Below are 17,871 nucleotides of genomic sequence, written 5' to 3'. Positions count from 1 at the left end.
GGCTGATGCGAGCGCCAAATTGGCGTAAGAACGACGATTTTCCATTGTATGCAGCTCAATCGAAATGGAGACCACCGTTCATGTCGATAACCTCACCCGTGATGAACCCGGCTAGAGGTGACGCGAGGAATGAAACGGTGTGGGCGACTTCTTGAGGTTCGCAAAATCGCCCGACCGGGATTTGAGCAAGCTGGGCCGCGCGCTGTTCGTCGTTGAGCTGTTCGGAAACCATCGGCGACATTACGTAGGCGGGGGCAATTGCATTCGAGGTTACGCCCTGGCCAGCGGTCTCGCGGGCAATCGAAAAGGTCAGCCCTATCATCGCGCTTTTCGAAACTGAATACGCCGTCCCTGCGGTCAAGCCTCCGCTTTTGGCGGCATAGGAGGAGATATTGACCACCCGACCCCACCGTTTCGACCGCATCCCTGGAAGAAATATCTGGGCGAGAAGGAATGCGGCTTCTACGTTGACTATGTTGACCCTTCGCCATTCCTCGATCGAGGTATCTGCCATTTTGTGGTTCGACAGAATGCCAGCATTGTTGACCAAAATGTCGACCGAACCGAAGTGCTGAAGAACCTTCTCCGCCGCCGCGCGCGTTGAACTCTCAACTGCCAGATCAACACCGACGGCAACGGCGCCATGCCCTATCCGCGACGCCAGCGCCTCTGCGGCCTTGGGGAGCAGATCCAGGACTGCTACTTGAGCGCCGGCGCGCGCCAGTTCCACTGCGATTGCGGAGCCGATAGCGCCTGCGCCTCCAGTTACGACAGCGGTTTTTCCTTCTAGCGATTGCAAGCGGGAATTCTCCATTGCTTGGTCAGACCGCGGCATGACGTGTCTCCGACGCATGCGCGTCGAAAAGGACAAAGATTTTATCGAGATGGGCGACCAATGCGGCTTCCGCACCGGGTCCGTCATTGGCATCCAGCGCATCCAGAATTGCCAAATGCTCCTGCAGCACAACCGCAAACCGTGCGGCATTGCCGGAGAAACGAATAAAGCGAGTCAGCTTGGCTTTAGCAGCGTGGATGGTCGTCCAAACTCCCGGTCGCTGCGCGAAAGACGCAAACAATTGGTGAAAATTCTCGTCATTGTCGTGAAATCCGTCAATATCGCCCTCAGCGATACTCCGTTCTTGAGCCGCCACCAGTGAACGCATTTCAGCGCTCATCGCTGGCGTCCAACGCGGCGCAACTTCGCGAAGAAGGCAAGTTTCCAGAGAACGGCGGACAAAATGGCTGTCTTGGATGCTGACGATATCAATTTGCGAAACAAAACTGCCGAGCTGCGGAAAGACACTTACAAGTCCGTCTTCGGCCAATCTTTGGATCGCTGCCCTCACAGGTGTGCGAGACACATTGAACTGGCGACACACCGCGTTTTCACTAATCGATTCGCCCGGCAAGAGCTTCGCACGCACGATTGCCTCGCGCAGGACGGAGTAAATTTGCTCACTCGCCGAACTGCGCCGGTTCAAAAACACGTCTAGTTCAGCCAATCCGGAAGACATGGCTTTCGCTCCATTCTGGTCGAAACGCGATATCGCGTTCCGCTCGCCTTCTTGCACAATGTCCTCCGAAAAATGCCATCAACAAAAAAGCAGTTGCACCTTGTATACAAGTGTACTAGAACTTCTGCGGTGAATGCAAGGCATTTGCGCTGGCGGTCTCGACAATTTTAAGCGGGAAGGCGGCGCTCTCAACGGGAGGAGTTTTGATGTCGAACTATTTGCGTCGCGTGCTCGCGATTGGACTGCTATCCGCAATAGGCGTGGGGTCCGCCTTCGCCGCTGGAGATTCAAAAATTGCGCTGGTTCCCGGAGGTCCGCACCCCTACTTCGCGGCGTGGGAGCAAGCCGGTAAGGATGCTGCCAAGGATTTTGGCCTGGCCGCAGCAGACTATAAGGTGCCGCAAAAGTGGGAACTCAGCCAGCAGAACCAGCTGCTCGAGAGCCTTTTGACCCAGGGTTATAACGGCTTTCTGATTTTCCCGGGTGACCCCGTCGGATCGGTCAGTACCGTCGACGAGCTCGTGTCCAATGGCGCGCCTGTCATCGGCGGCGCAGGGTGCTTCAAGGATCCTTCTTCAGCAACCTTCTGCCTCGGCACCGACACTGGCAATTCAGCATACATTGGAACCAAGGAGCTTTTGAAAACACTGACGGGCACCAAGAAGCGCATTGCTCATTTCACCGGCTTCCTTGTTGATCCGAATACCCAGCTTCGCATCGACGCCGTCAAAAAAGCGGCGGAGGAAGAAGGCGCAACGGTCGTCCAGGTCATCGCTGACATTGATGCGCCCGAGCCAGCCGAGGAAAAGATTAATGCCTACCTGGCAGCTCACGCCAACGACGTCGATGGCATCATCACGACCGCTTGGGTCCCTGCGGTTGTAGCCTCGAACGCAGTCCGAAAGATCGGCGACAAGCGGATCAAGATGGTAGCCATTGATCACGATCAAGTTGTGTTGAAGGCCATCAAGGATGGCTTTGTGAATGGCACAATGCTGCAGAATCCGTATGGCCAAGGCTATATCGGCACTTTCGTTCTCGACAAGCTTCGTTCGGGTTGCGCGGTCAAGACCGATGCGCCTTTTAAGAAGAATGCCCTCACTGACAAGTTCATCGACTCGGGAACCGTCTATGTCGCGGCCGACAAAATCGACACTTATGTTGACGCTATGCGCGACACGACCAAGAAGCTCTTTGAAACCTTCCAGGCGACTTATCTGACCTGCAAGTAACCAGATTTCCACCAATGCCGCCGGGCTGCGTTCAAGCAGACCCGGCGGTCGTCCAATCAAATTGCACGGTGTCTGTCGTGACCCAGAGCTACCCTGATAACATGGCGGCCTAGCCATTGAAGGTGCGAAACCATGTCTTATTCAGATGTGCCGGCGAAGGGTCCCGGTGGCGATATCGTCGGCAAGCCGCGCAGGAATGCCACCGAGACGCGATTCTATCTGACCAATGAGTTTGGGCTCATTGCCCTCATTGTGGTCTTTGCGCTGGGCTTCAAATTCACAACAGAGGGTTTCTTTTCGGCCTTCAATTTGTTCACCCTCGGTCGTATCGCAGCCGTCAACATCATGATCGGCTTGGCCATGATGGTCGTCGTTATAACTGGGGGGTTGAACCTTGCTGTAGGGGCGATCGGCGTTTGTGCCGCAATGACTTGCGGCTATCTCATTGAGGTCGTCGGGCTTCCGTGGCCACTCGCAATTCTCTCAGCCGTGGCCCTTGGCGCCTTGCTGGGCTTTATCAACGGATGGACTTCCGTTCGCACAGGATTGCACAGCTTCATCATCACGCTCGCGACAATGAGCATTTTCTTCGGCGTAATGATCTTCCTGACGCGTGCAGAATCCTATCGCGCTCTGCCACCCGTCTTTGCAGCGTTCGGACGCATCAAGCTGTTGGGTTTTTTCTCTCCGCTCCTCCTGGTTAGCCTCATGGCTGCATTGGTTCTAGGATATCTTTATAATTTGACAGCGGTTGGGCGGGAGATGCTGGCTGCTGGCGCCAAGCCCGAAGCGGCGGAGATGTCCGGCATAAATGTCGGGCGCATCTTCATATACTGCCACATGCTGTCTGGCGCGCTCGCCGCCTGCGCGGCTCTGATGCTAGTCGCACGCAATGGAGCGGCGATCCCATCAATGGCGGGACAACTCGGACAGGACTGGCTGCTCATCGCGTTCCTTGGTCCTGTGTTGGGGGGAACACTTTTGGCGGGCGGCAAGGCATCGGTGCTGGGGACGTGCCTAGGTGCGTTTCTGGTGACGATGCTGACTAGTGGTTTGCTTCTATTACAGCTGGGCGATTTCTGGATTCAGAGCTTTTTGGGTCTGCTTTTGCTGGCTGCGGTATTGATGGACAAAACACGCCGAACCTTTCTGGCCCGGAGGAACATGGCATGAACGGCTCCTTCGCCAACGCCGTGCGGAGCGACTGGTTTGGGCCGCTGCTGGTTACGATCGTCGCCGTTGCGATCGTGGGGGGCTTCAACCCATCATTCCTATCGCCATTGAATATTCAGGTGCTGCTGCTCGCAATTGCAGTAAATGGCCTGATCGCGTTTTCGCAAATGCTCATCATCGCTATCGGTCAGATGAATTTGTCTGTCGGGGCTATCGGCGGTCTTTGCGCTATTGTTTTCGCCGGCATGATGGACGCGTGGTACGTGCCCGCATCCCTTGCCGCCTTAACCGCGCTGTCGCTCGGGGTCATATGCGGCGTAATAAACGGATTTCTGATCGCCCGAACTGGCATTTCGGCGTTCGTAATTACCCTCGCCAGCCTGTCCGTTTACAAGGGCATCAATTTGGGCATCACACATGCCCAACCCTTTTATGATATCTCAGACGGCGTGAAATCCATCGGACAGGGCGCGATCTTCGGGATCATTCCTTGGTTGATGCTCCCGACCATGGCTGTCGGGCTAGCCTTGTGGTTCATGCTTAATCGGCAACCCATAGGGCGGTTTATTTTGGCAGTCGGCGGCAATCAACATGCCGCAGAATTGTCGGGAATATCGATTGCAAATACAGTTGTCATCGCGCACGCCCTTTCGGGGTTTCTTGCAGCGCTTGCCGGTCTTCTCCTTGTTGCCCGTTTACAAATGGGTCAACCGACGATCGGCGACGACTGGCTAATTTTGTCTTTTGCCGCGCCCGTGATCGGCGGCGCGGTCTTGGCCGGCGGACACGTCAGCGTGCCCGCTACGCTGCTCGGGGTGGTGATCGTTGCAATAATCACACAAGCCCTAGTGCTTTTCGACATCGACCCGTTCCTCGTGCAGGTCGTGCTGGGCGCAATGATCTTGGCGGCAGTCGGCGCCAATCGTTTTCGCGAAAGTCGTTTGTCACGAAATCTCAAGAGGCTCTGAAATGGCGAGCGAGATAGCGTTCCAGGCTCTGGGCATTGAGAAGTCCTTTCCAGGCGTAAAGGCCCTAAAGGGCGTTTTCCTGACACTTAAAACTCATTCCATACATGCTTTGCTCGGCGAAAACGGCGCAGGGAAGTCAACGCTTATCAAGATCATTACCGGTGTTCACCACCCCGATGCCGGCCGCCTCATCCTGGAGGGCCAAGAGGTTCATTTCGGCTCGCCGCGCGAGGCCATCGCTCATCGTGTTGGCGTCGTACATCAAGAACGGAATCTTATCCCGAGGTTTTCTGTTGCGGAAAATATCCATCTCGAGCGACTTGGGGCTTCGTTGCTAAAGCCGGTGGACTATGCCGACTTGAACAATCAGGCCGCGCGTTGGCTTGAGGCCCTCGGCCTAGACATCGACCCAAGAACCCCGGTATCGCGCCTTAGCGTCGCCAAGATGCAGCTGGTCGAAATCGCCAAGGCCTTGTCTCTGCGCTCGCGAGTGCTTCTCCTGGATGAACCAACCGCATCACTTACCTCGAGTGAAACTGATCTATTATTCTCGTTTTTGCGAAAGCTGCGAGACCAAGGCGCCAGCCTGCTATTTGTCAGCCATAAGCTGGAAGAAGCGCAGGAGCTTTGCGACAGCGTCACAGTGCTGAGGGATGGGTCGAATGCCTGTGAAAGCCGGCCAATGGAGGGCCTGGGGCGGCAAGACATTGTCCGATTGATGATCGGCCGGGCCGAGGGTGAAGGCGGCTGGCGGGAGCGCAACTCGACTGGGGCTCCTCCGGCCATCGAGCTCAAGAACATTGAAACATCTTTAGGCCATTCGGACGTCAATCTGCATGTCCGACAAGGCGAGATTGTGGGCCTCTATGGCCTCGTGGGCGCCGGAAGGACCGAGCTTGCAAAATGCATACTGGGTCAGTTTCCGCTGACGGCTGGTACCGTCGAGATCGACGGGAAGCCGGTTAAGATCAGGTCGGTCGGCGAAGCCATCCACACGCATCGTGTGGGATACGTCAGCGAAGATCGAAAGGGCGAAGGTCTGGTCTTGATGCATTCGGTGCTGTCAAATGCTGGAATTGCAGTGTGGCGCCCCCTTTCGGCACTTCTCGGATTCCTCACCGACCGCCTCGTGCGACACAAGGTAACGCCATACATCGAGAAGCTTGAGGTGAAAACACCCAGCCTCGCGCAGACGGTGGCCAACCTTTCGGGTGGCAATCAGCAGAAAATCAGCGTCGCCAAATGGCTGGCAGCAGGCGTCAAGATCTTGCTGGTTGACGAGCCGTCAGTCGGCATCGACATCAAGACCAAGGCTTACCTGCACGATTTGCTGCGAGAACTTGCCGACAACGGCACTGCCATTTTGCTGATCACGAGCGACATGCCCGAAATGATCCTGCTCGCTGACAGGATTCTGGTCATGAACGACTACCGGCTTCAGGGCCAGTTAATCAATGACGGATCCTATGCCGGCATGAGCGAGGGCATCATGAATCTGATCCATAGGGCTGAGGCCGCCTAAGCTCCTCACACTTTCAGGACTTTTCACCATCGGCCAAGAGGATCCCGTGGACAGGCGTGAGTTCGGCAGGACTGGATTGCAGGTATCCGCGCTGAGCTTTGGTGCGTCCTCTCTGGAGGTGTGGGCATGAGCCTCGCCGAAACCCTTGGCAGAGGTAAACTCGAAATCCCAATTGGCCCCCTTCTGGCCGGGCGATTCATGCGTGATGACGATGATGCCGGCGTCCTTGGCCTTCTGCAGCACCGGCTCGAGCACCTTGGCGTCGTTCGGCACCACGCCGATGACTTTTACGCCCTGAGCGATGAGATCCTCGATGGCGCGAACCTGAAGTGCAGGATCGGCGCTGGTCGGGCCAACCATGAACGCATCGATGCCGAGCTTCTGACCGCGCTCCTTGACACCGGCCTCCATCGCGTTGAACCACGGAATGCCACCAATCTTCACGACGATGCCGACCTTGCCGGCCTATTGCGCCAGCGCCGCGAACGATGCGCCAAGCGATAGCGATGGGCGAGCGCCACGGCGGACGCTTCGCTGCAAGTTGATGGGTTCTCCGCCGCAGCCGAAGTTGTGTTGGACGGGTCTTCATATCTCGCCCCCATCTTAGTCTTTCAGGCTCGGAAACAGCAGCCAGCCCGCCGTCCGGGGAATGCCGCTTGCCGTGAAGAGCTGTTCCTACGGGATCATCTGTTGGGCGATGCGCACCAGATCATTGAGCGCCGAGCGGATCTGCGGCCAAGGGAACTCGGAGCATTCCTCCCAGGCCTCGCCCTCACGCAATATAGCGTCGAGCTTGCCCGCCACACCGGCGAGCGTCGTGGCGGGGGTGGACGAGATCACTTCCAGCAGATCCTCCGCCCGGTCACCAGCCTCGCGCTCGGCCCTGAGCGCTGCGGTGTAACCGGTCTCCTCGGCAGCCGCATCCCAGCGTGCCTGATGCGCCGCGAAATCAGCTTCGGCCTTCTTGCGGAGAGCCACCATGTCCGGCCCTTTGCCGAGTACTTCATTGAGCATCTCGATCGAGTGGACCGTCACGTCCTCACCCTCGGGCAGGCGGACGGTCGCGCGAGGAAAGCCGACGCTCTCGACAAGCCTCGTCTCCAGGCGCTGTTGCTCGCGGCAAAGCCGCTCGCTCAGCCTGTGGGCTGTCTGCCATTCCCGCCAAAGCGCCAGCGCTGGGTCGAAGAGGGACATGTTCGTCGCGGTAGCGTTGCCGGTAAGAGTACTTTTCTCAAGCATTGAAGCGGTGGACGCGGTCATTCCTCCCGCAAGCACTTGCCTACGGGTGACGAAAGGCAGAGTCGTGGTATTGTCGGAATCAGATGGGGTATTCGGCTCGAGCCCATCTTCAAAGGTGATGCAAAGAGGTGTTGCGCTTCGAGCTGATGATAACTTGGTCTGTCCAGACAGCCACAAGCATCGGGAAAGGAAGCGCAACATGAAGCATTTTGTTGGCCTCGATATCTCGGTGAAGGAAACCGCCGTTTGCGTTGTCGACGAAACCGGCAGGATTTGTCGTGAGGTGAAGGTGGTCAGCCACCCTGACGATATCATTGCGGTGCTGAAGGACTCGACTTGGAACGTCGAACGGGTCGGGCTCGAAGCAGGGCCCTTGTCGCAGTGGCTATTCGAGGGGCTGGCCAGGGCCGGGCTGCCGGTCATCTGCATCGAAACACGTCATGTGAAAGCATTCCTGAAGGCGCAGCCGAACAAGACAGATCGCAATGATGCGCGCGGCATAGCCCAGATGATGCGGGTCAACCTATTCCGCCCGGTGCACATCAAGACGCTGACGAGCCAGAAGCGCCGGGTGCTGCTGACGGCCCGCAAGATCTTGCAGGAAAAGGCGATCGCGATCGAGAACGACATCCGCGGTCTTCTGCGCAACTTCGGGCTCAAGGTCGGCGCCGTGGGAACGGCGAAGTTCGAGGACCGCATCCGTGAGCTTGTCGAATGCATGCCCGATCTCGAACAGATCATGGAGCCACTGCTGGCCGCCAGGCGGAAGCTGCGCGAGGAATTTGCGCACCTGCACAGACAAGTGCTGGCGATCGCCAGGGGCGATGCTACCTGCCGGCGCTTGATGACGGTCCCTGGTGTCGGCTCCATAGTGGCGCTCGCGTACACCGCGACGATCGACATTCCACAACGGTTCAGAAACTCCAAGGCGGTAGGGCCGATCCTGGGGCTGACACCGAAGCTCGACGAGTCCGGCGAAAGCAAGCGCGTTGGAGGCATCTCACTCTGCGGGGACGGCATGATGCGAACATTGCTCTATGAAGCAGCCCAAGTCATGCTGACGCACGTGAAGAAATGGTCATGGCTGAAGGCCTGGGCGATGAACGTCGCCAAGCGGCGCGGCTTGCGCAGGGCGATAGTCGCGCTCGCACGTCGCCTGGCGGTCGTCATGCACCGCATGTGGCTGGACAACAGCGAGTTCCGCTGGACGCGGGAAACCATGGCGTCAGCCGTGTGACAAAAGGCCGGGAAGAAGAGGTAGAGAGTTCCGCCCAGCGCGGAAGCACGTCCTTCGCGGGACGAAGGATGAGGTGAGTTCGCGATCATGGGCGCACCGGTCATGTCATGCTGGCCAGGACGCGAATCAGATTGTTCCGCCTTATTCTCTGAATCCCATCAAGGGAGGGCCAATGGGCCGATCCCGGAGAGAAGCACGAACCCGCGAATGATGTCAGAAGCTGGTAAGGCAGAAAATGACAAAAGCGCTTGACCCCAAGCCGCCGAATAGAGAAGCCATGACCCGAGCTCCTAACAGCTTGGCTGTGGTTAGGTCGGGCTAAGCGTGTCAGCGCTCAGCTCGGCCGGCTTAGGGAAGCTCATCATACAAATTGATTGACCGTCAATCGGATTGTAGCCCATGGAAAGTGCGCTAACGATAGAGCAGTGTCGCGGCGCTCGGGCGATGCTTGGGTGGAGCCAAGACGAACTAGCTAAAGCCGCAAATGTGGCTCGGCAGACGATTGCGGATTTTGAGCGTGGGGCGCGCATTCCGATCGCCAACAACCTCATAAGTATAAGGCATGCGTTCGAGAGGGCCGGAATCGAGTTCTTATCCGAGAATGGTATCCGTTTAAGACCCCGCATCTGACAACTGTTTGGCAATAGGCTTGGCTAAGCGTTGCCGGGAATTGTTAAGAGCCAAGAGTGCCCCGCCGATGAGCGCGCTCACAGCCCAGGCCGCGTTTTCTGCCGAAGCTCCAGTCGATGCCGCCGCTGTTTTGCACGAAGCCGGTAATGTGCTGGCCGATGCGCTTGTCGAGCATCGGCTGCCAGGGCACGAGCCGAAACCCGAAACCATCGTCCAGCATGGCGAAGCGCCCGCTGGCAAGACGGACCGAGCCGAGGAGCGTGCCGCCGACATGATTGCCGGGCTGAACGGGCGCGAAGGTAAGGCCGCGCGCAGCGGCCATTTCCTTGCCGACCCGCGTAACCTCCTGGCGCTCCAGCGTGGCTACAAGGTCACGCGAGAAGGTGATGGTGCGGCTCGTCGCGTCGCGTTCGGCATGGCCCATCCCGACAAGCTGGGCAGCCCGTCTGTCGAGCGCGTTGTCGACGTCGAGACCAAAGCCTGACCTCACCAGCGGCATGGGGATCCTGGCCGTAAGCTCCCGGTCGAGCCAGGTGGCGCCGTCGCTGCCGATCTGCGCGTCGAGGTCAAGCGTCGAAAGCAGGCGGACGGAGAAGTCCTTTCCGCGGCTGCGGGCATCGTAGGCGATGCCGCGCTCGGACAGGTCTTTTGGAATGCGCCAGTGGTCTTCGTCGATGCGCTCGACATGGCCGGCCCGGCGCAGCGCTTCGAGGCGGCGGACATGGAAGCGGACAAAGGCATCCGGGTCTTTGCCCCGCTCCAAAAATGTTTCGCGGATTGCCTCCAGGTGTCTGCTCGGCCGATAGACGCCGTCCTCGCCGGCTGCGACGCCGATGTTGCGGTCGGCGGCGCGCGGCTCCTCCTTCGGCGGGATCGGATCAAGCGCTACGATATGGCCGCGCTGGATGTCTTCGAGCTTTGCCGCATCGGCGGTCTCGACATAGTGGGTGCGCCCGTCGACTCCGTCGATGACGAGCGACAGCTTATCGCTCATCTCGTCGCCGGCAAGACCCTTGGCGAGCACACGGCCGACGACCGGCTCGGTGATGGTCTGCCGGTGCATGACATATTGCGCCGCGCCCCGTTCATCGGCGAGGCCGTGCTCCTCGAGTGCCCGGTGCATGGTCTTGATGATGTCGTTGCGCTCGCCAAGCGCGCGCAGCGTGCTTTCGGCTTTGTCGGAGATCAACCACCGGCCGGGCTCGATCTCGCTCGCCAGGCCGAAGTGCTGCAGCTTCTTTGCCCGATCGATCAGCAGATAGCGATTGCTGGAAATGGTGTAGCTGTCGCTGGCATTGGGACGGAGGTCGACAACATCGTGCTCCTGCTGTTCGGCGATCAGCATGCGGTCGAGCCGGGTCAGCCGTTCGGCGTCCACCTCGTTGGCCAGCTTGCGGGCGACCTCGACCTCGCTTTGCAGGCCGAGTTCCCGTTCGACCAGCTCGCTTGCCCGGTGACGAATGCCATGGGCGATGTAGTCGCCGGCGATGTTCAGGATCTTGCTGTCATCGGTGACGCCGCGCACCAGGATATGGGTGTGCGGATGACCGGTGTTGTGGTGGTCGACGGCGATCCAGCCGAGGCGTGTGTTGAGGTCGGTCTCCATCTGCCGCATGAGATCGCGGGTGAAGGAGCGCAGGTCTTCCATCTCGGCGGCATCCTCCGGCGCGACGATGAAACGGAACTGATGTCGGTCGCCGCGGCCGCGCTCGACAAAGGCCTTGCCGTCGGCCTCGTCGTCATCGGCCGAGTACACCTTGCCCTTCTCGCCGTCTCTGGTGACGCCGTCGCGCTGGAGATAGCGCAGATGCGCGTTAACGGCCTTGTGCGTCGTCACGAACTTTTGGCCGCGCCCGGTGGTCCCCTTCCCTCGCCCCGGCAGCTTGACGACGCGCGCCTTCACCACGACGCGGCGGGAACGAAAGCGGACGCCGCTCTCGTCCTGCCGCCACCCGCCGGCGTCCTTTGGCAACCCTGCCGCCACCTTGCCGCCGCGACCACGGGCGTTGAAGCGGCCACTTCCCTTTCCGCCGCCGCTGCTTGCGCCAAAGCGATTGGGGTTGCCGCCTTGCTTGCGGACAGCGATCTCGACCTGGCGCACAAAGGGCAGCGTCCGCGAATTGCCGCCATGCCGCGTCCGGCCGGTGCGAACCTGGAACCTGTCGCTGTCACGATCTGCCATGACGACAGCATCGGGAGTCGGATTTGGTGCTTCAAGACGGCCGGAGCGCTGAGCATGCTATGGACTGCAATGACTTGCTGTGGCGTAGGATGGCGGATCGCACATCGCTGCGGCACCTAAACTTTCCTGTTCAGATCAGTGGGATAACGGACCAACCAGCACCCTTCGCACCTCGCGCCGTGCCGCTCGGTGTCCGCACGCGCCGGAAAAAACAATGTGCAGACAGACGCTTACGAGCGAAGCGAGGGCGAGCGCCAGCTCGCTTTATCTTGCCGTCCCCCACCACCCTCGCTGTCCCCCACCACCCTCGGTAACCGTCCGGATCCTGCACATCTTTCGGGTCGTGCAATCTCGCAACATGTGACGTTCCTTGCTATTGAGAGATTTCCGGCGGTGCCTCAACGTTCCTGGGACAAGGCCAACAACCCGTGCTGGTCGACGCATGACGCGACCTGGTATCGGGCCGTTTTGAGGCGGAGGAATATTGCCGCCGGCGCAAGCTTTCGACGAAGACTTTTGAGCTGTGAGTGCGCCATCTGGTGAGCCCGGAAGATCGGCGCAAACGTGCGGAATATCTGCGGAAATTGCGCCAGGAAAAGCCGGAAAAGCGGGGCAAGAAAGGGCCGCCGAAGCGACGCAAGAGCCCGCGCCGCTACCGCTACAGCGTGCGTACGGACACCGGTCCGATTGCCCTGCAGGCGTTCTGGGGCAAGCATGTGGAGGTGATGAACTGGAGCGGGTTGGGGCTTGCCGAATATGCCGCGGCGCTCGGACTTTCGCCCCATGCGCTGCGCAAATGGCGCGCTCGTCCCCGAGGAATTCGAGGCCGAAGTGGACTGGCGATCTCTGTTGCATCCGAGTGCGCGGGCTCAATTCAGCAGCGCTGCTAATTGCGTACGGCGCCAATGTCACTTGACACCGCCGTTGACGGGCGGTCGAACCGGCGCCGCTTCAGCGACGCACAGAAGCAGGCGATCGTGCAGGAGACGGAGAAGCCCGGCGTCAGTGTGGCGGAGGTTTGCCGCCGCCATGGGATGGCCACCAGCATGCCTTCGGCCGGCGTGTCCAGTTCGGCGTGACCGCTCGCAAGGCGCCGCAATTGGCAACGGTTGCACTCATCCATGGGACGGAAACCGAACCGCCGGTACTGACTGCCCTGCGCAATCTCGTACGACCGCCGGACGGCGTGATGACAGCCCAACTGGACGACGGGCGGCGCGTCTTTGCATCCGTCGGCACAATGCAGATGCAGTCCAGCAGCATCTCGCGGCGAGGAAGAACGCATCATGATCGTCGTTCCGACGGGGGTGAAGGTGCATCTGGCGCTCGGTCATACCGACATGCGCAAGGGGCTCGATGGGCTCGCGGCGCCGTGGTGTCAAACGAGTTGTCAGCTGCGGGGTGGCAAGCGCTTCAAAAGCAGCACGCCGTTCATCAGATATTCGTTGAGCCAGTAGGCGGCAGCCGTTCGGGCGCATGCCGGCTGCCATGTCAGCAACATCCATCCTGCCGATCGGCGCGAGGCGGTGCAGCCCACCTGAATGAGTCCCACAAGAGGTACACGCGAGGGCCAATTCATGCCGGGGCGAGACCAGGACCGCGGCACAGAGTGTCGCGACGACAATTGTTCATGGCTCAATCCTGCGACGCAGGAGCCATGATTCATGGCGCTGGCTTGCGTTGGGCTGTGCGCTTGGCGCGCGGAGAAGCGAGGGGGAAAGCCTTCCTGCTTCCCCGACGCGATCGGCAACTTGTCTGCAGCCGGACCGAACGATCGCAGCGACACTTGCCTGCTTGATATTTACACGGAATGAGGTTTGTTGGCGGAGTAACGAATTATTTGCCTGGATTGGCGAATAGACAGACCATCCGTTTTCAAAGCGCGCTTTGGACAAGAGGAAATTCGATGACCGTTTCTCCAGACCCAAGCGACCAGGCTGATCTCGTATCAATCACCGCTGACATCGTTTCCGCCTACGTTTCGAACAATCCGTTGCCGGTCGGCGAGTTGTCGAAGCTGATCGGGGATGTCTATGTCGCTTTGCAAGGGATCGGCACACCTGTGGCTCCGACCGCAGCCAAACTGGAGCCGGCGGTGTCGATCAAGAAGTCAGTGTCACCTGATTTCATCATATGCCTGGAAGACGGGAAAAAGTTCAAATCCTTGAAGCGGCATATCGGAACGCACTACAATCTGAGTCCGGACGAATACCGCCAGAAATGGAACCTGCCCTCCGACTATCCTATGGTTGCGCCGAACTACGCGGCGACTCGCTCGGCCCTGGCAAAATCAATAGGATTGGGCCGCAAGGCGGCAGCGCCAGCGACAGCTGCGGCGGAAAAACCAAAACGAGCTGCTCGCGCGCCAGCGGCGGCAGCAATTGCCACGGCAATCAAATCGCCGGTGAAGAAGGCGCGCAAAACACCCGTCAAAGCATAGCGTGCTGCACCAGATAGAGGTGCAGTGGCGAACCTGAACATGGCGAAGCCCCGCCTTGCGCGGGGCTTCGTGTTAGCTCGGATCACTCGGCGGCGCGGCGGGACCAGATGAGCGAGAACTCGCCCCCGGGGTCGGTTTCGACCAGGCTCGCATAGATCGGAGCGGGGAAGCTGGGATCGTCGAGCTTGACTGAGTGATAGTCGCGGCCCTCGCGCGAGGTCTTCTTCCATGCCGCCCCGAACTCGATGGCGCCGGCGAAGATGCGGAAGTCCGGACCTTTTTCATTGTCGCCGTCGACCGGGGTGAACGACACTGTCTTGACGTTGAGGTTGAGGGTTTTGACTGAGCCGGAGAAGCCGTTCGCGGTGCGGGAGAATGTGCCGATCGTCGCCATTGTGGTGGTTCCTTCTGTTTCTCGGGCCGCGCCCATTGCGGCCTCACATGAGGGACCACTCGTCAAGCTGTGGCTCTGAGCTGCTGAGTGGTCGTTTCTGGAGGACGCTCCGCTCGGTGCGAGGCGTCCTGTCAAGGGTGCTCAATCGCCGTTGCGGCGGTTCGGACGTGACCAGATGAGGCTGTAGCCCTGGCCGTCCTCGCCCACGACGAGGTTGGCGTAGATCGGAGCGGTGAAGCTCGGGTCGTCGAGCTTGAGACCCAGGTAGCTGCGACCCTCGTTGGACTGCTTGGACCAGGCCGCCCCGATTTCGATGCGGCCGACGAAGACCCGGTGGCTGGGAGCGTTTTCGCCGCTGGCGCGCGTATCGGGTACGATACGGACCTTCTTGGCCTGGAGGGAGAGGGTGACGATCTCGCCGCTGAACTCGTTGTTGTCCGATTGCTGGAAGTTGCCGATGGTAGCCATTGTCGTTCTCCTGACTGGTTGCCGAAGCCGCCCTGTGCGGCCTCGATAGCGGTCGTGAGGCGACGATCGGGCCGACTGCATCCTGTGGACCGCAGCGCCAGCGGAGGACGGCGGCAGCCGAGCTTGTTGTCCCGCGAGGAATGCGGCAAAGCCGCAGGGGAAGAAGGTCGGGGAAGCCGTTGCAGGCAGAGGCCCGACCGGCGCCAGACCAGCCAGTAGAGAGGCCGTATAGGGAGGATTTCAGCATCAGTCTCTCGAGAACGATGCTGGCCATCGGCCCTTCAGCCACGCATTCGGCACAAGCAGCGCGATCCCTACCGCCACATGAACCTGAGGTCTGAGCCCATTCCTGATCCGCGCGTTTGCACGTATCAACCTCACATCCGGTCGCCGCTCGAGCGGCCGCACCATAATCCCGCCTGCGGCGGCAAGGGCTCAGGAGGACGAGACCAGTCTCGATGACGGCGTTCAAAGCCATGCCGCAATGCGGTCGTCCACCTGGTTCCGGCGGGGCTGATCAGGCCCTGGCCGAACTGGAATGCGGTCAGATCGTCATGGTCTTACAAACGCTCCTTCGATCACCACGCCGGCGCGGACGTATTTCCACAAAGCCACGATCAGCTTGCGGGCCAGCGCGGTAATCATCACCTTCTTGAAGCGTCCGCCATTCTGGGCAACTCGCTCGTTGAACCAGCGGCTGAGCGCCGAGGCGGGCTGGTGCCGCAACCAGAGCCACGCCATTTCCAGCAGCGTCGATCGCAAGCGTGGGTTTCCGGACTTTCCGATCCCCTGTTCCCGGTCGATCGACCCGCTTTGCCATGGCGTCGGCGCAAGGCCGGCATAGGCCGCCAGCTGCCGGCGATTGTCGAAGCACCGAAACAAGCCCTCTCCCCACAGCACGGCCGCAAACTCTGGTCCGATACCGACGACTTTCGACAGCATAACCACTTCACGCGCCGATTGGCGTTCTTCGGCGAGCATGGCGTCCCGTTCCGCCTCGACTGCCTTGATCTGATCGAGCAACATTTCCATTCGGTCGACCTCACGCAGAACCTGGCGCTTCATATTTGCGGGCAGATCCCGTCCATCGCCGGTGTGAAGAGTTTCCAGCCGATCGCGACGATCACGCCGCAAAGGATCGTAGCCGGTGATGCCCTGCGAGAAGAGCAGACCCTTGATCCGGTTGCCGTGCCGGATGCGTTCTTCCATCAACACCTTGCGCTCCCGGACGATGCGGCGGCGATCCTCCTCATAAGGGCTCGGCACGCGTAGCATGGAGCAGACTCGCGGTTCGCCACGCTTGAACGCCAGCAGCGACGCCGAGTGGTTTTGAAAGCAAGGCAGCGCACAAAGAGCTGGACGAGATCTTTGTTTCGGTGGAGTTGAGCAAGAAGTCCTGGCTGGTCACCTCGATTCGCCGGGAGCTGGCGGGTTATCGCGCCATACCATCCCCGGCGCGGATATTGCCGGGCTTCTTGGCCGCCTCGCTCAGTTGAAGCAAAGGCTCGTAGCCGAACCGGCCGCGACTATCCGTTCGTCATCATTCAAGGGGCCGGCCTTGATGGCTTCTGGGTCCACCGAGTTCTGGAAGCAGAAGGCCACGACACTCATGTCGTTGACGCGGCATTTTGAACATCACTACGGTTCGGTCGCTCCTCCAAGCGCCCGCCGTGCGGGTGGCGGAGGAGTTGTATGGCCTCATGAGGGTTGAACGAATGTTTCGGGCAAGTTTGCAGCCAGCTCCGCCGACTGAACCAAGTCCGGAGATTCCATATCGACGCTTGGGTTGGACGCTCGCGCCAGCCGGAACCAACGGCGGCCACAAGCGGTTTACCAATCGAAGGGACTGCAATGGATGCAGGATAATGGAATTTTTGGATATGGAACTGGCGAGAGCCCGACAGCGGCTCAACGGAGCGCAGCTTTCCCTTAAACGTGCGAATGAAATGCTGGATGAAGACTGCGGCGTCGGCATCAATATCGCGCTGTGCAGCAGGATACGGGCTGCGCAACGGCGCGTGGTGGAGGCCAGATCGCGGTTGACGAAGATCGATCCCACCAGCGCTGACGGAGTTCGCACACGTTGAACCATCCGGGCCGTGAAAGCCTTCCGATCCGCCGCTGCCCCATGTCGTCACGGCTAGCGCCTCAGACCGCGCAGCAATATGTGAGGACCGGCCTCTCATTCGTCACGGCCCTCCGGCCAGCTCTTTGCGAGCGTAAGATCGGACAGCGGAACCAAAGGCGGATTCGCGAATTCTACCGCTAGACAATTGGATTGTCGCCCATGAGGCTCGCGACCCTCCACCTTGAAACTGCGAGATACGGCGATGTATATCGCGCCGCCAGGCTCGCGCGACTGACGCGGCAAATGATCCGGCACATCAAGCGCACTGACACCTCGGCTCAAAACGTCGAGCAAGCGCTGGCTAGGTTGGCCGAAGCAAACGCGCCCATGGACCGGCTCACGCTGCATCAGTAAGGCCGCCACGCTCATGCCCGCCCCCGCATCGGCACGATGTGCGGCGGGTTGTTCGTGTGGCGTTCCCTCCACATCCGTTTCGCGGTGCCGGGGATGGCGCTGATGATCTTGGCGATCGGGCGCTCGCTGCCCAGTCGAGTAGATCGAGCTGCGCTGGGTCATGATATCGCTTCTTCGTGACTCCGCTGGTCCTTAATCGGTTGTTCTTGCGAGACTTATGTAACATCGTGCCAGCGCCGTTCAGCGCATCGTTGCCGCCACGGCCTCGGATGATGTCGGCGACATTGAAAGAGCCGAGCCGTTGATGCAGCCCAGTTCGCTGCTACGGTCAATGATCCTGGTCGGCGGCAGACTTAAAAGTGCTGACGGGTGGCTAGAATGTATTACGTC

Annotated in this window: 18 protein-coding genes and 3 pseudogenes; 11 read left to right on the top strand and 10 right to left on the bottom strand. The window is 59.8% G+C overall.

The genetic code is table 11. The features are described 5' to 3' along the window. Positions 1-55: 55 nt before the first annotated feature. On the bottom strand, positions 56-835 hold the full coding sequence (locus NKI29_RS23860) for an SDR family NAD(P)-dependent oxidoreductase (RefSeq protein WP_352648450.1): 780 nt from the start codon (positions 833-835) through the stop codon (positions 56-58). Next, positions 822-1,571 carry a GntR family transcriptional regulator gene (locus NKI29_RS23855; RefSeq protein WP_352622040.1) on the bottom strand — a complete coding sequence of 250 codons (750 nt, stop codon included), beginning with the start codon at positions 1,569-1,571 and terminating at the stop codon, positions 822-824. The genes NKI29_RS23860 and NKI29_RS23855 overlap by 14 nt, the downstream gene beginning before the upstream one ends. Before the next feature lie 149 nt (positions 1,572-1,720). Between NKI29_RS23855 and NKI29_RS23850 the strand changes: the two genes are divergently transcribed. The 4 genes from NKI29_RS23850 (at position 1,721) to NKI29_RS23835 (ending at position 6,409) form a co-directional block, all read left to right on the top strand. Continuing rightward, positions 1,721-2,746, top strand: coding sequence for a sugar ABC transporter substrate-binding protein (locus tag NKI29_RS23850; RefSeq protein WP_023680812.1), 1,026 nt, complete (start codon positions 1,721-1,723; stop codon positions 2,744-2,746). Positions 2,747-2,878: 132 nt separating this feature from the next. After that, entirely contained in the window at positions 2,879-3,919 is a 1,041-nt protein-coding gene (locus tag NKI29_RS23845; RefSeq protein ID WP_352571719.1) for an ABC transporter permease, read from the top strand. Further along, complete coding sequence (locus NKI29_RS23840) at positions 3,916-4,887, top strand: ABC transporter permease (RefSeq protein ID WP_352571718.1); 972 nt, start codon at positions 3,916-3,918, stop codon at positions 4,885-4,887. Before NKI29_RS23845 ends, NKI29_RS23840 begins: the two co-directional genes overlap by 4 nt. Before the next feature lies 1 nt (position 4,888). Beyond that, complete coding sequence (locus NKI29_RS23835; RefSeq protein WP_352571717.1) at positions 4,889-6,409, top strand: sugar ABC transporter ATP-binding protein; 1,521 nt, start codon at positions 4,889-4,891, stop codon at positions 6,407-6,409. Positions 6,410-6,535: 126 nt separating this feature from the next. Here NKI29_RS23835 and NKI29_RS23830 read toward each other — a convergent pair. Then, positions 6,536-6,859, bottom strand: a pseudogene (locus NKI29_RS23830) (substrate-binding domain-containing protein); the annotation flags it as partial. A 225-nt stretch (positions 6,860-7,084) separates the two neighbouring features. Continuing rightward, entirely contained in the window at positions 7,085-7,603 is a 519-nt protein-coding gene (locus NKI29_RS23825) for a hypothetical protein (protein ID WP_352756620.1), read from the bottom strand. A 244-nt stretch (positions 7,604-7,847) separates the two neighbouring features. Between NKI29_RS23825 and NKI29_RS23820 the strand changes: the two genes are divergently transcribed. Both NKI29_RS23820 and NKI29_RS23815 read left to right on the top strand, forming a co-directional pair. Next, positions 7,848-8,885: an IS110 family RNA-guided transposase gene (locus NKI29_RS23820; protein ID WP_352457839.1), complete on the top strand. Its 1,038-nt coding sequence runs from the start codon at positions 7,848-7,850 to the stop codon at positions 8,883-8,885. A 399-nt stretch (positions 8,886-9,284) separates the two neighbouring features. Beyond that, the gene (locus tag NKI29_RS23815) at positions 9,285-9,515 is read left to right on the top strand and encodes a helix-turn-helix transcriptional regulator (protein ID WP_352457838.1); all 231 of its coding nucleotides are present in this window, start codon (positions 9,285-9,287) and stop codon (positions 9,513-9,515) included. 43 nt (positions 9,516-9,558) lie between these two features. On the opposite strand, the gene NKI29_RS23810 is transcribed toward NKI29_RS23815, so the two are convergent. Beyond that, a complete protein-coding gene (locus tag NKI29_RS23810) occupies positions 9,559-11,697 on the bottom strand; it encodes a DUF3363 domain-containing protein (RefSeq protein ID WP_352571715.1) in 2,139 nt (712 codons plus the stop codon). A gap of 527 nt (positions 11,698-12,224) precedes the next feature. Between NKI29_RS23810 and NKI29_RS23805 the strand changes: the two genes are divergently transcribed. Further along, positions 12,225-12,587 (top strand): hypothetical protein, encoded by a 363-nt coding sequence (locus NKI29_RS23805; RefSeq protein ID WP_352571714.1) that lies wholly within the window; start codon positions 12,225-12,227, stop codon positions 12,585-12,587. On the opposite strand, the gene NKI29_RS33485 is transcribed toward NKI29_RS23805, so the two are convergent. Next, complete coding sequence (locus NKI29_RS33485) at positions 12,584-12,985, bottom strand: hypothetical protein (RefSeq protein ID WP_245274834.1); 402 nt, start codon at positions 12,983-12,985, stop codon at positions 12,584-12,586. The two genes, NKI29_RS23805 and NKI29_RS33485, sit on opposite strands and share 4 nt — an antisense overlap. On the opposite strand from NKI29_RS33485, the gene NKI29_RS23795 reads away from it, so the two are divergent. Together NKI29_RS23795 and NKI29_RS23790 are read left to right on the top strand one after the other, a co-directional pair. After that, entirely contained in the window at positions 12,984-13,154 is a 171-nt protein-coding gene (locus tag NKI29_RS23795) for a hypothetical protein (protein ID WP_245274835.1), read from the top strand. The genes NKI29_RS33485 and NKI29_RS23795 overlap by 2 nt on opposite strands. 449 nt (positions 13,155-13,603) lie before the next feature. Further along, positions 13,604-14,137, top strand: coding sequence for a Ros/MucR family transcriptional regulator (locus tag NKI29_RS23790; RefSeq protein ID WP_023680033.1), 534 nt, complete (start codon positions 13,604-13,606; stop codon positions 14,135-14,137). Positions 14,138-14,219: 82 nt separating this feature from the next. Here NKI29_RS23790 and NKI29_RS23785 read toward each other — a convergent pair whose 3' ends face one another. The 3 genes and pseudogenes from NKI29_RS23785 to NKI29_RS23775 all read right to left on the bottom strand — a co-directional run. After that, the gene (locus tag NKI29_RS23785) at positions 14,220-14,531 is read right to left on the bottom strand and encodes a DUF736 domain-containing protein (protein ID WP_023680034.1); all 312 of its coding nucleotides are present in this window, start codon (positions 14,529-14,531) and stop codon (positions 14,220-14,222) included. 141 nt (positions 14,532-14,672) lie between these two features. Then, positions 14,673-14,999 carry a DUF736 domain-containing protein gene (locus NKI29_RS23780; protein ID WP_352637565.1) on the bottom strand — a complete coding sequence of 109 codons (327 nt, stop codon included), beginning with the start codon at positions 14,997-14,999 and terminating at the stop codon, positions 14,673-14,675. A 552-nt stretch (positions 15,000-15,551) separates the two neighbouring features. Further along, positions 15,552-16,316, bottom strand: a pseudogene (locus NKI29_RS23775) (IS110 family RNA-guided transposase); the annotation flags it as partial. 38 nt (positions 16,317-16,354) lie between these two features. On the opposite strand from NKI29_RS23775, the pseudogene NKI29_RS33480 reads away from it, so the two are divergent. After that, positions 16,355-16,625 (top strand): annotated as a pseudogene (locus tag NKI29_RS33480) (IS110 family transposase); the annotation flags it as partial. 239 nt (positions 16,626-16,864) lie between these two features. Next, on the top strand, positions 16,865-17,086 hold the full coding sequence (locus tag NKI29_RS23770) for a hypothetical protein (RefSeq protein WP_023680037.1): 222 nt from the start codon (positions 16,865-16,867) through the stop codon (positions 17,084-17,086). A 95-nt stretch (positions 17,087-17,181) separates the two neighbouring features. On the opposite strand, the gene NKI29_RS23765 is transcribed toward NKI29_RS23770, so the two are convergent. Continuing rightward, positions 17,182-17,643, bottom strand: coding sequence for a hypothetical protein (locus NKI29_RS23765; protein WP_352458777.1), 462 nt, complete (start codon positions 17,641-17,643; stop codon positions 17,182-17,184). Positions 17,644-17,871 lie beyond the last annotated feature (228 nt).

Origin of the sequence: Mesorhizobium sp. M0678, from assembly GCF_040320505.1 — a bacterium.
Classification (GTDB): Bacteria; Pseudomonadota; Alphaproteobacteria; order Rhizobiales; family Rhizobiaceae; genus Mesorhizobium.
This window is presented reverse-complemented; position numbering and strand designations above follow the sequence as displayed.

What these genes read in the sequence shown, in the direction of transcription:
- NKI29_RS23860 (WP_352648450.1), bottom strand. Translation starts at nt 835, where the DNA reads ATGCCGCGGTCTGACCAAGCAATGGAGAATTCCCGCTTGCAATCGCTA.
- NKI29_RS23850 (WP_023680812.1), top strand. Translation starts at nt 1,721, where the DNA reads ATGTCGAACTATTTGCGTCGCGTGCTCGCGATTGGACTGCTATCCGCA.
- NKI29_RS23845 (WP_352571719.1), top strand. Translation starts at nt 2,879, where the DNA reads ATGTCTTATTCAGATGTGCCGGCGAAGGGTCCCGGTGGCGATATCGTC.
- NKI29_RS23840 (WP_352571718.1), top strand. Translation starts at nt 3,916, where the DNA reads ATGAACGGCTCCTTCGCCAACGCCGTGCGGAGCGACTGGTTTGGGCCG.
- NKI29_RS23835 (WP_352571717.1), top strand. Translation starts at nt 4,889, where the DNA reads ATGGCGAGCGAGATAGCGTTCCAGGCTCTGGGCATTGAGAAGTCCTTT.
- NKI29_RS23825 (WP_352756620.1), bottom strand. Translation starts at nt 7,603, where the DNA reads ATGTCCCTCTTCGACCCAGCGCTGGCGCTTTGGCGGGAATGGCAGACA.
- NKI29_RS23820 (WP_352457839.1), top strand. Translation starts at nt 7,848, where the DNA reads ATGAAGCATTTTGTTGGCCTCGATATCTCGGTGAAGGAAACCGCCGTT.
- NKI29_RS23815 (WP_352457838.1), top strand. Translation starts at nt 9,285, where the DNA reads ATGGAAAGTGCGCTAACGATAGAGCAGTGTCGCGGCGCTCGGGCGATG.
- NKI29_RS23810 (WP_352571715.1), bottom strand. Translation starts at nt 11,697, where the DNA reads ATGGCAGATCGTGACAGCGACAGGTTCCAGGTTCGCACCGGCCGGACG.
- NKI29_RS23795 (WP_245274835.1), top strand. Translation starts at nt 12,984, where the DNA reads ATGATCGTCGTTCCGACGGGGGTGAAGGTGCATCTGGCGCTCGGTCAT.
- NKI29_RS33485 (WP_245274834.1), bottom strand. Translation starts at nt 12,985, where the DNA reads ATGATGCGTTCTTCCTCGCCGCGAGATGCTGCTGGACTGCATCTGCAT.
- NKI29_RS23790 (WP_023680033.1), top strand. Translation starts at nt 13,604, where the DNA reads ATGACCGTTTCTCCAGACCCAAGCGACCAGGCTGATCTCGTATCAATC.
- NKI29_RS23785 (WP_023680034.1), bottom strand. Translation starts at nt 14,531, where the DNA reads ATGGCGACGATCGGCACATTCTCCCGCACCGCGAACGGCTTCTCCGGC.
- NKI29_RS23780 (WP_352637565.1), bottom strand. Translation starts at nt 14,999, where the DNA reads ATGGCTACCATCGGCAACTTCCAGCAATCGGACAACAACGAGTTCAGC.
- NKI29_RS23770 (WP_023680037.1), top strand. Translation starts at nt 16,865, where the DNA reads ATGGAATTTTTGGATATGGAACTGGCGAGAGCCCGACAGCGGCTCAAC.
- NKI29_RS23765 (WP_352458777.1), bottom strand. Translation starts at nt 17,643, where the DNA reads ATGACCCAGCGCAGCTCGATCTACTCGACTGGGCAGCGAGCGCCCGAT.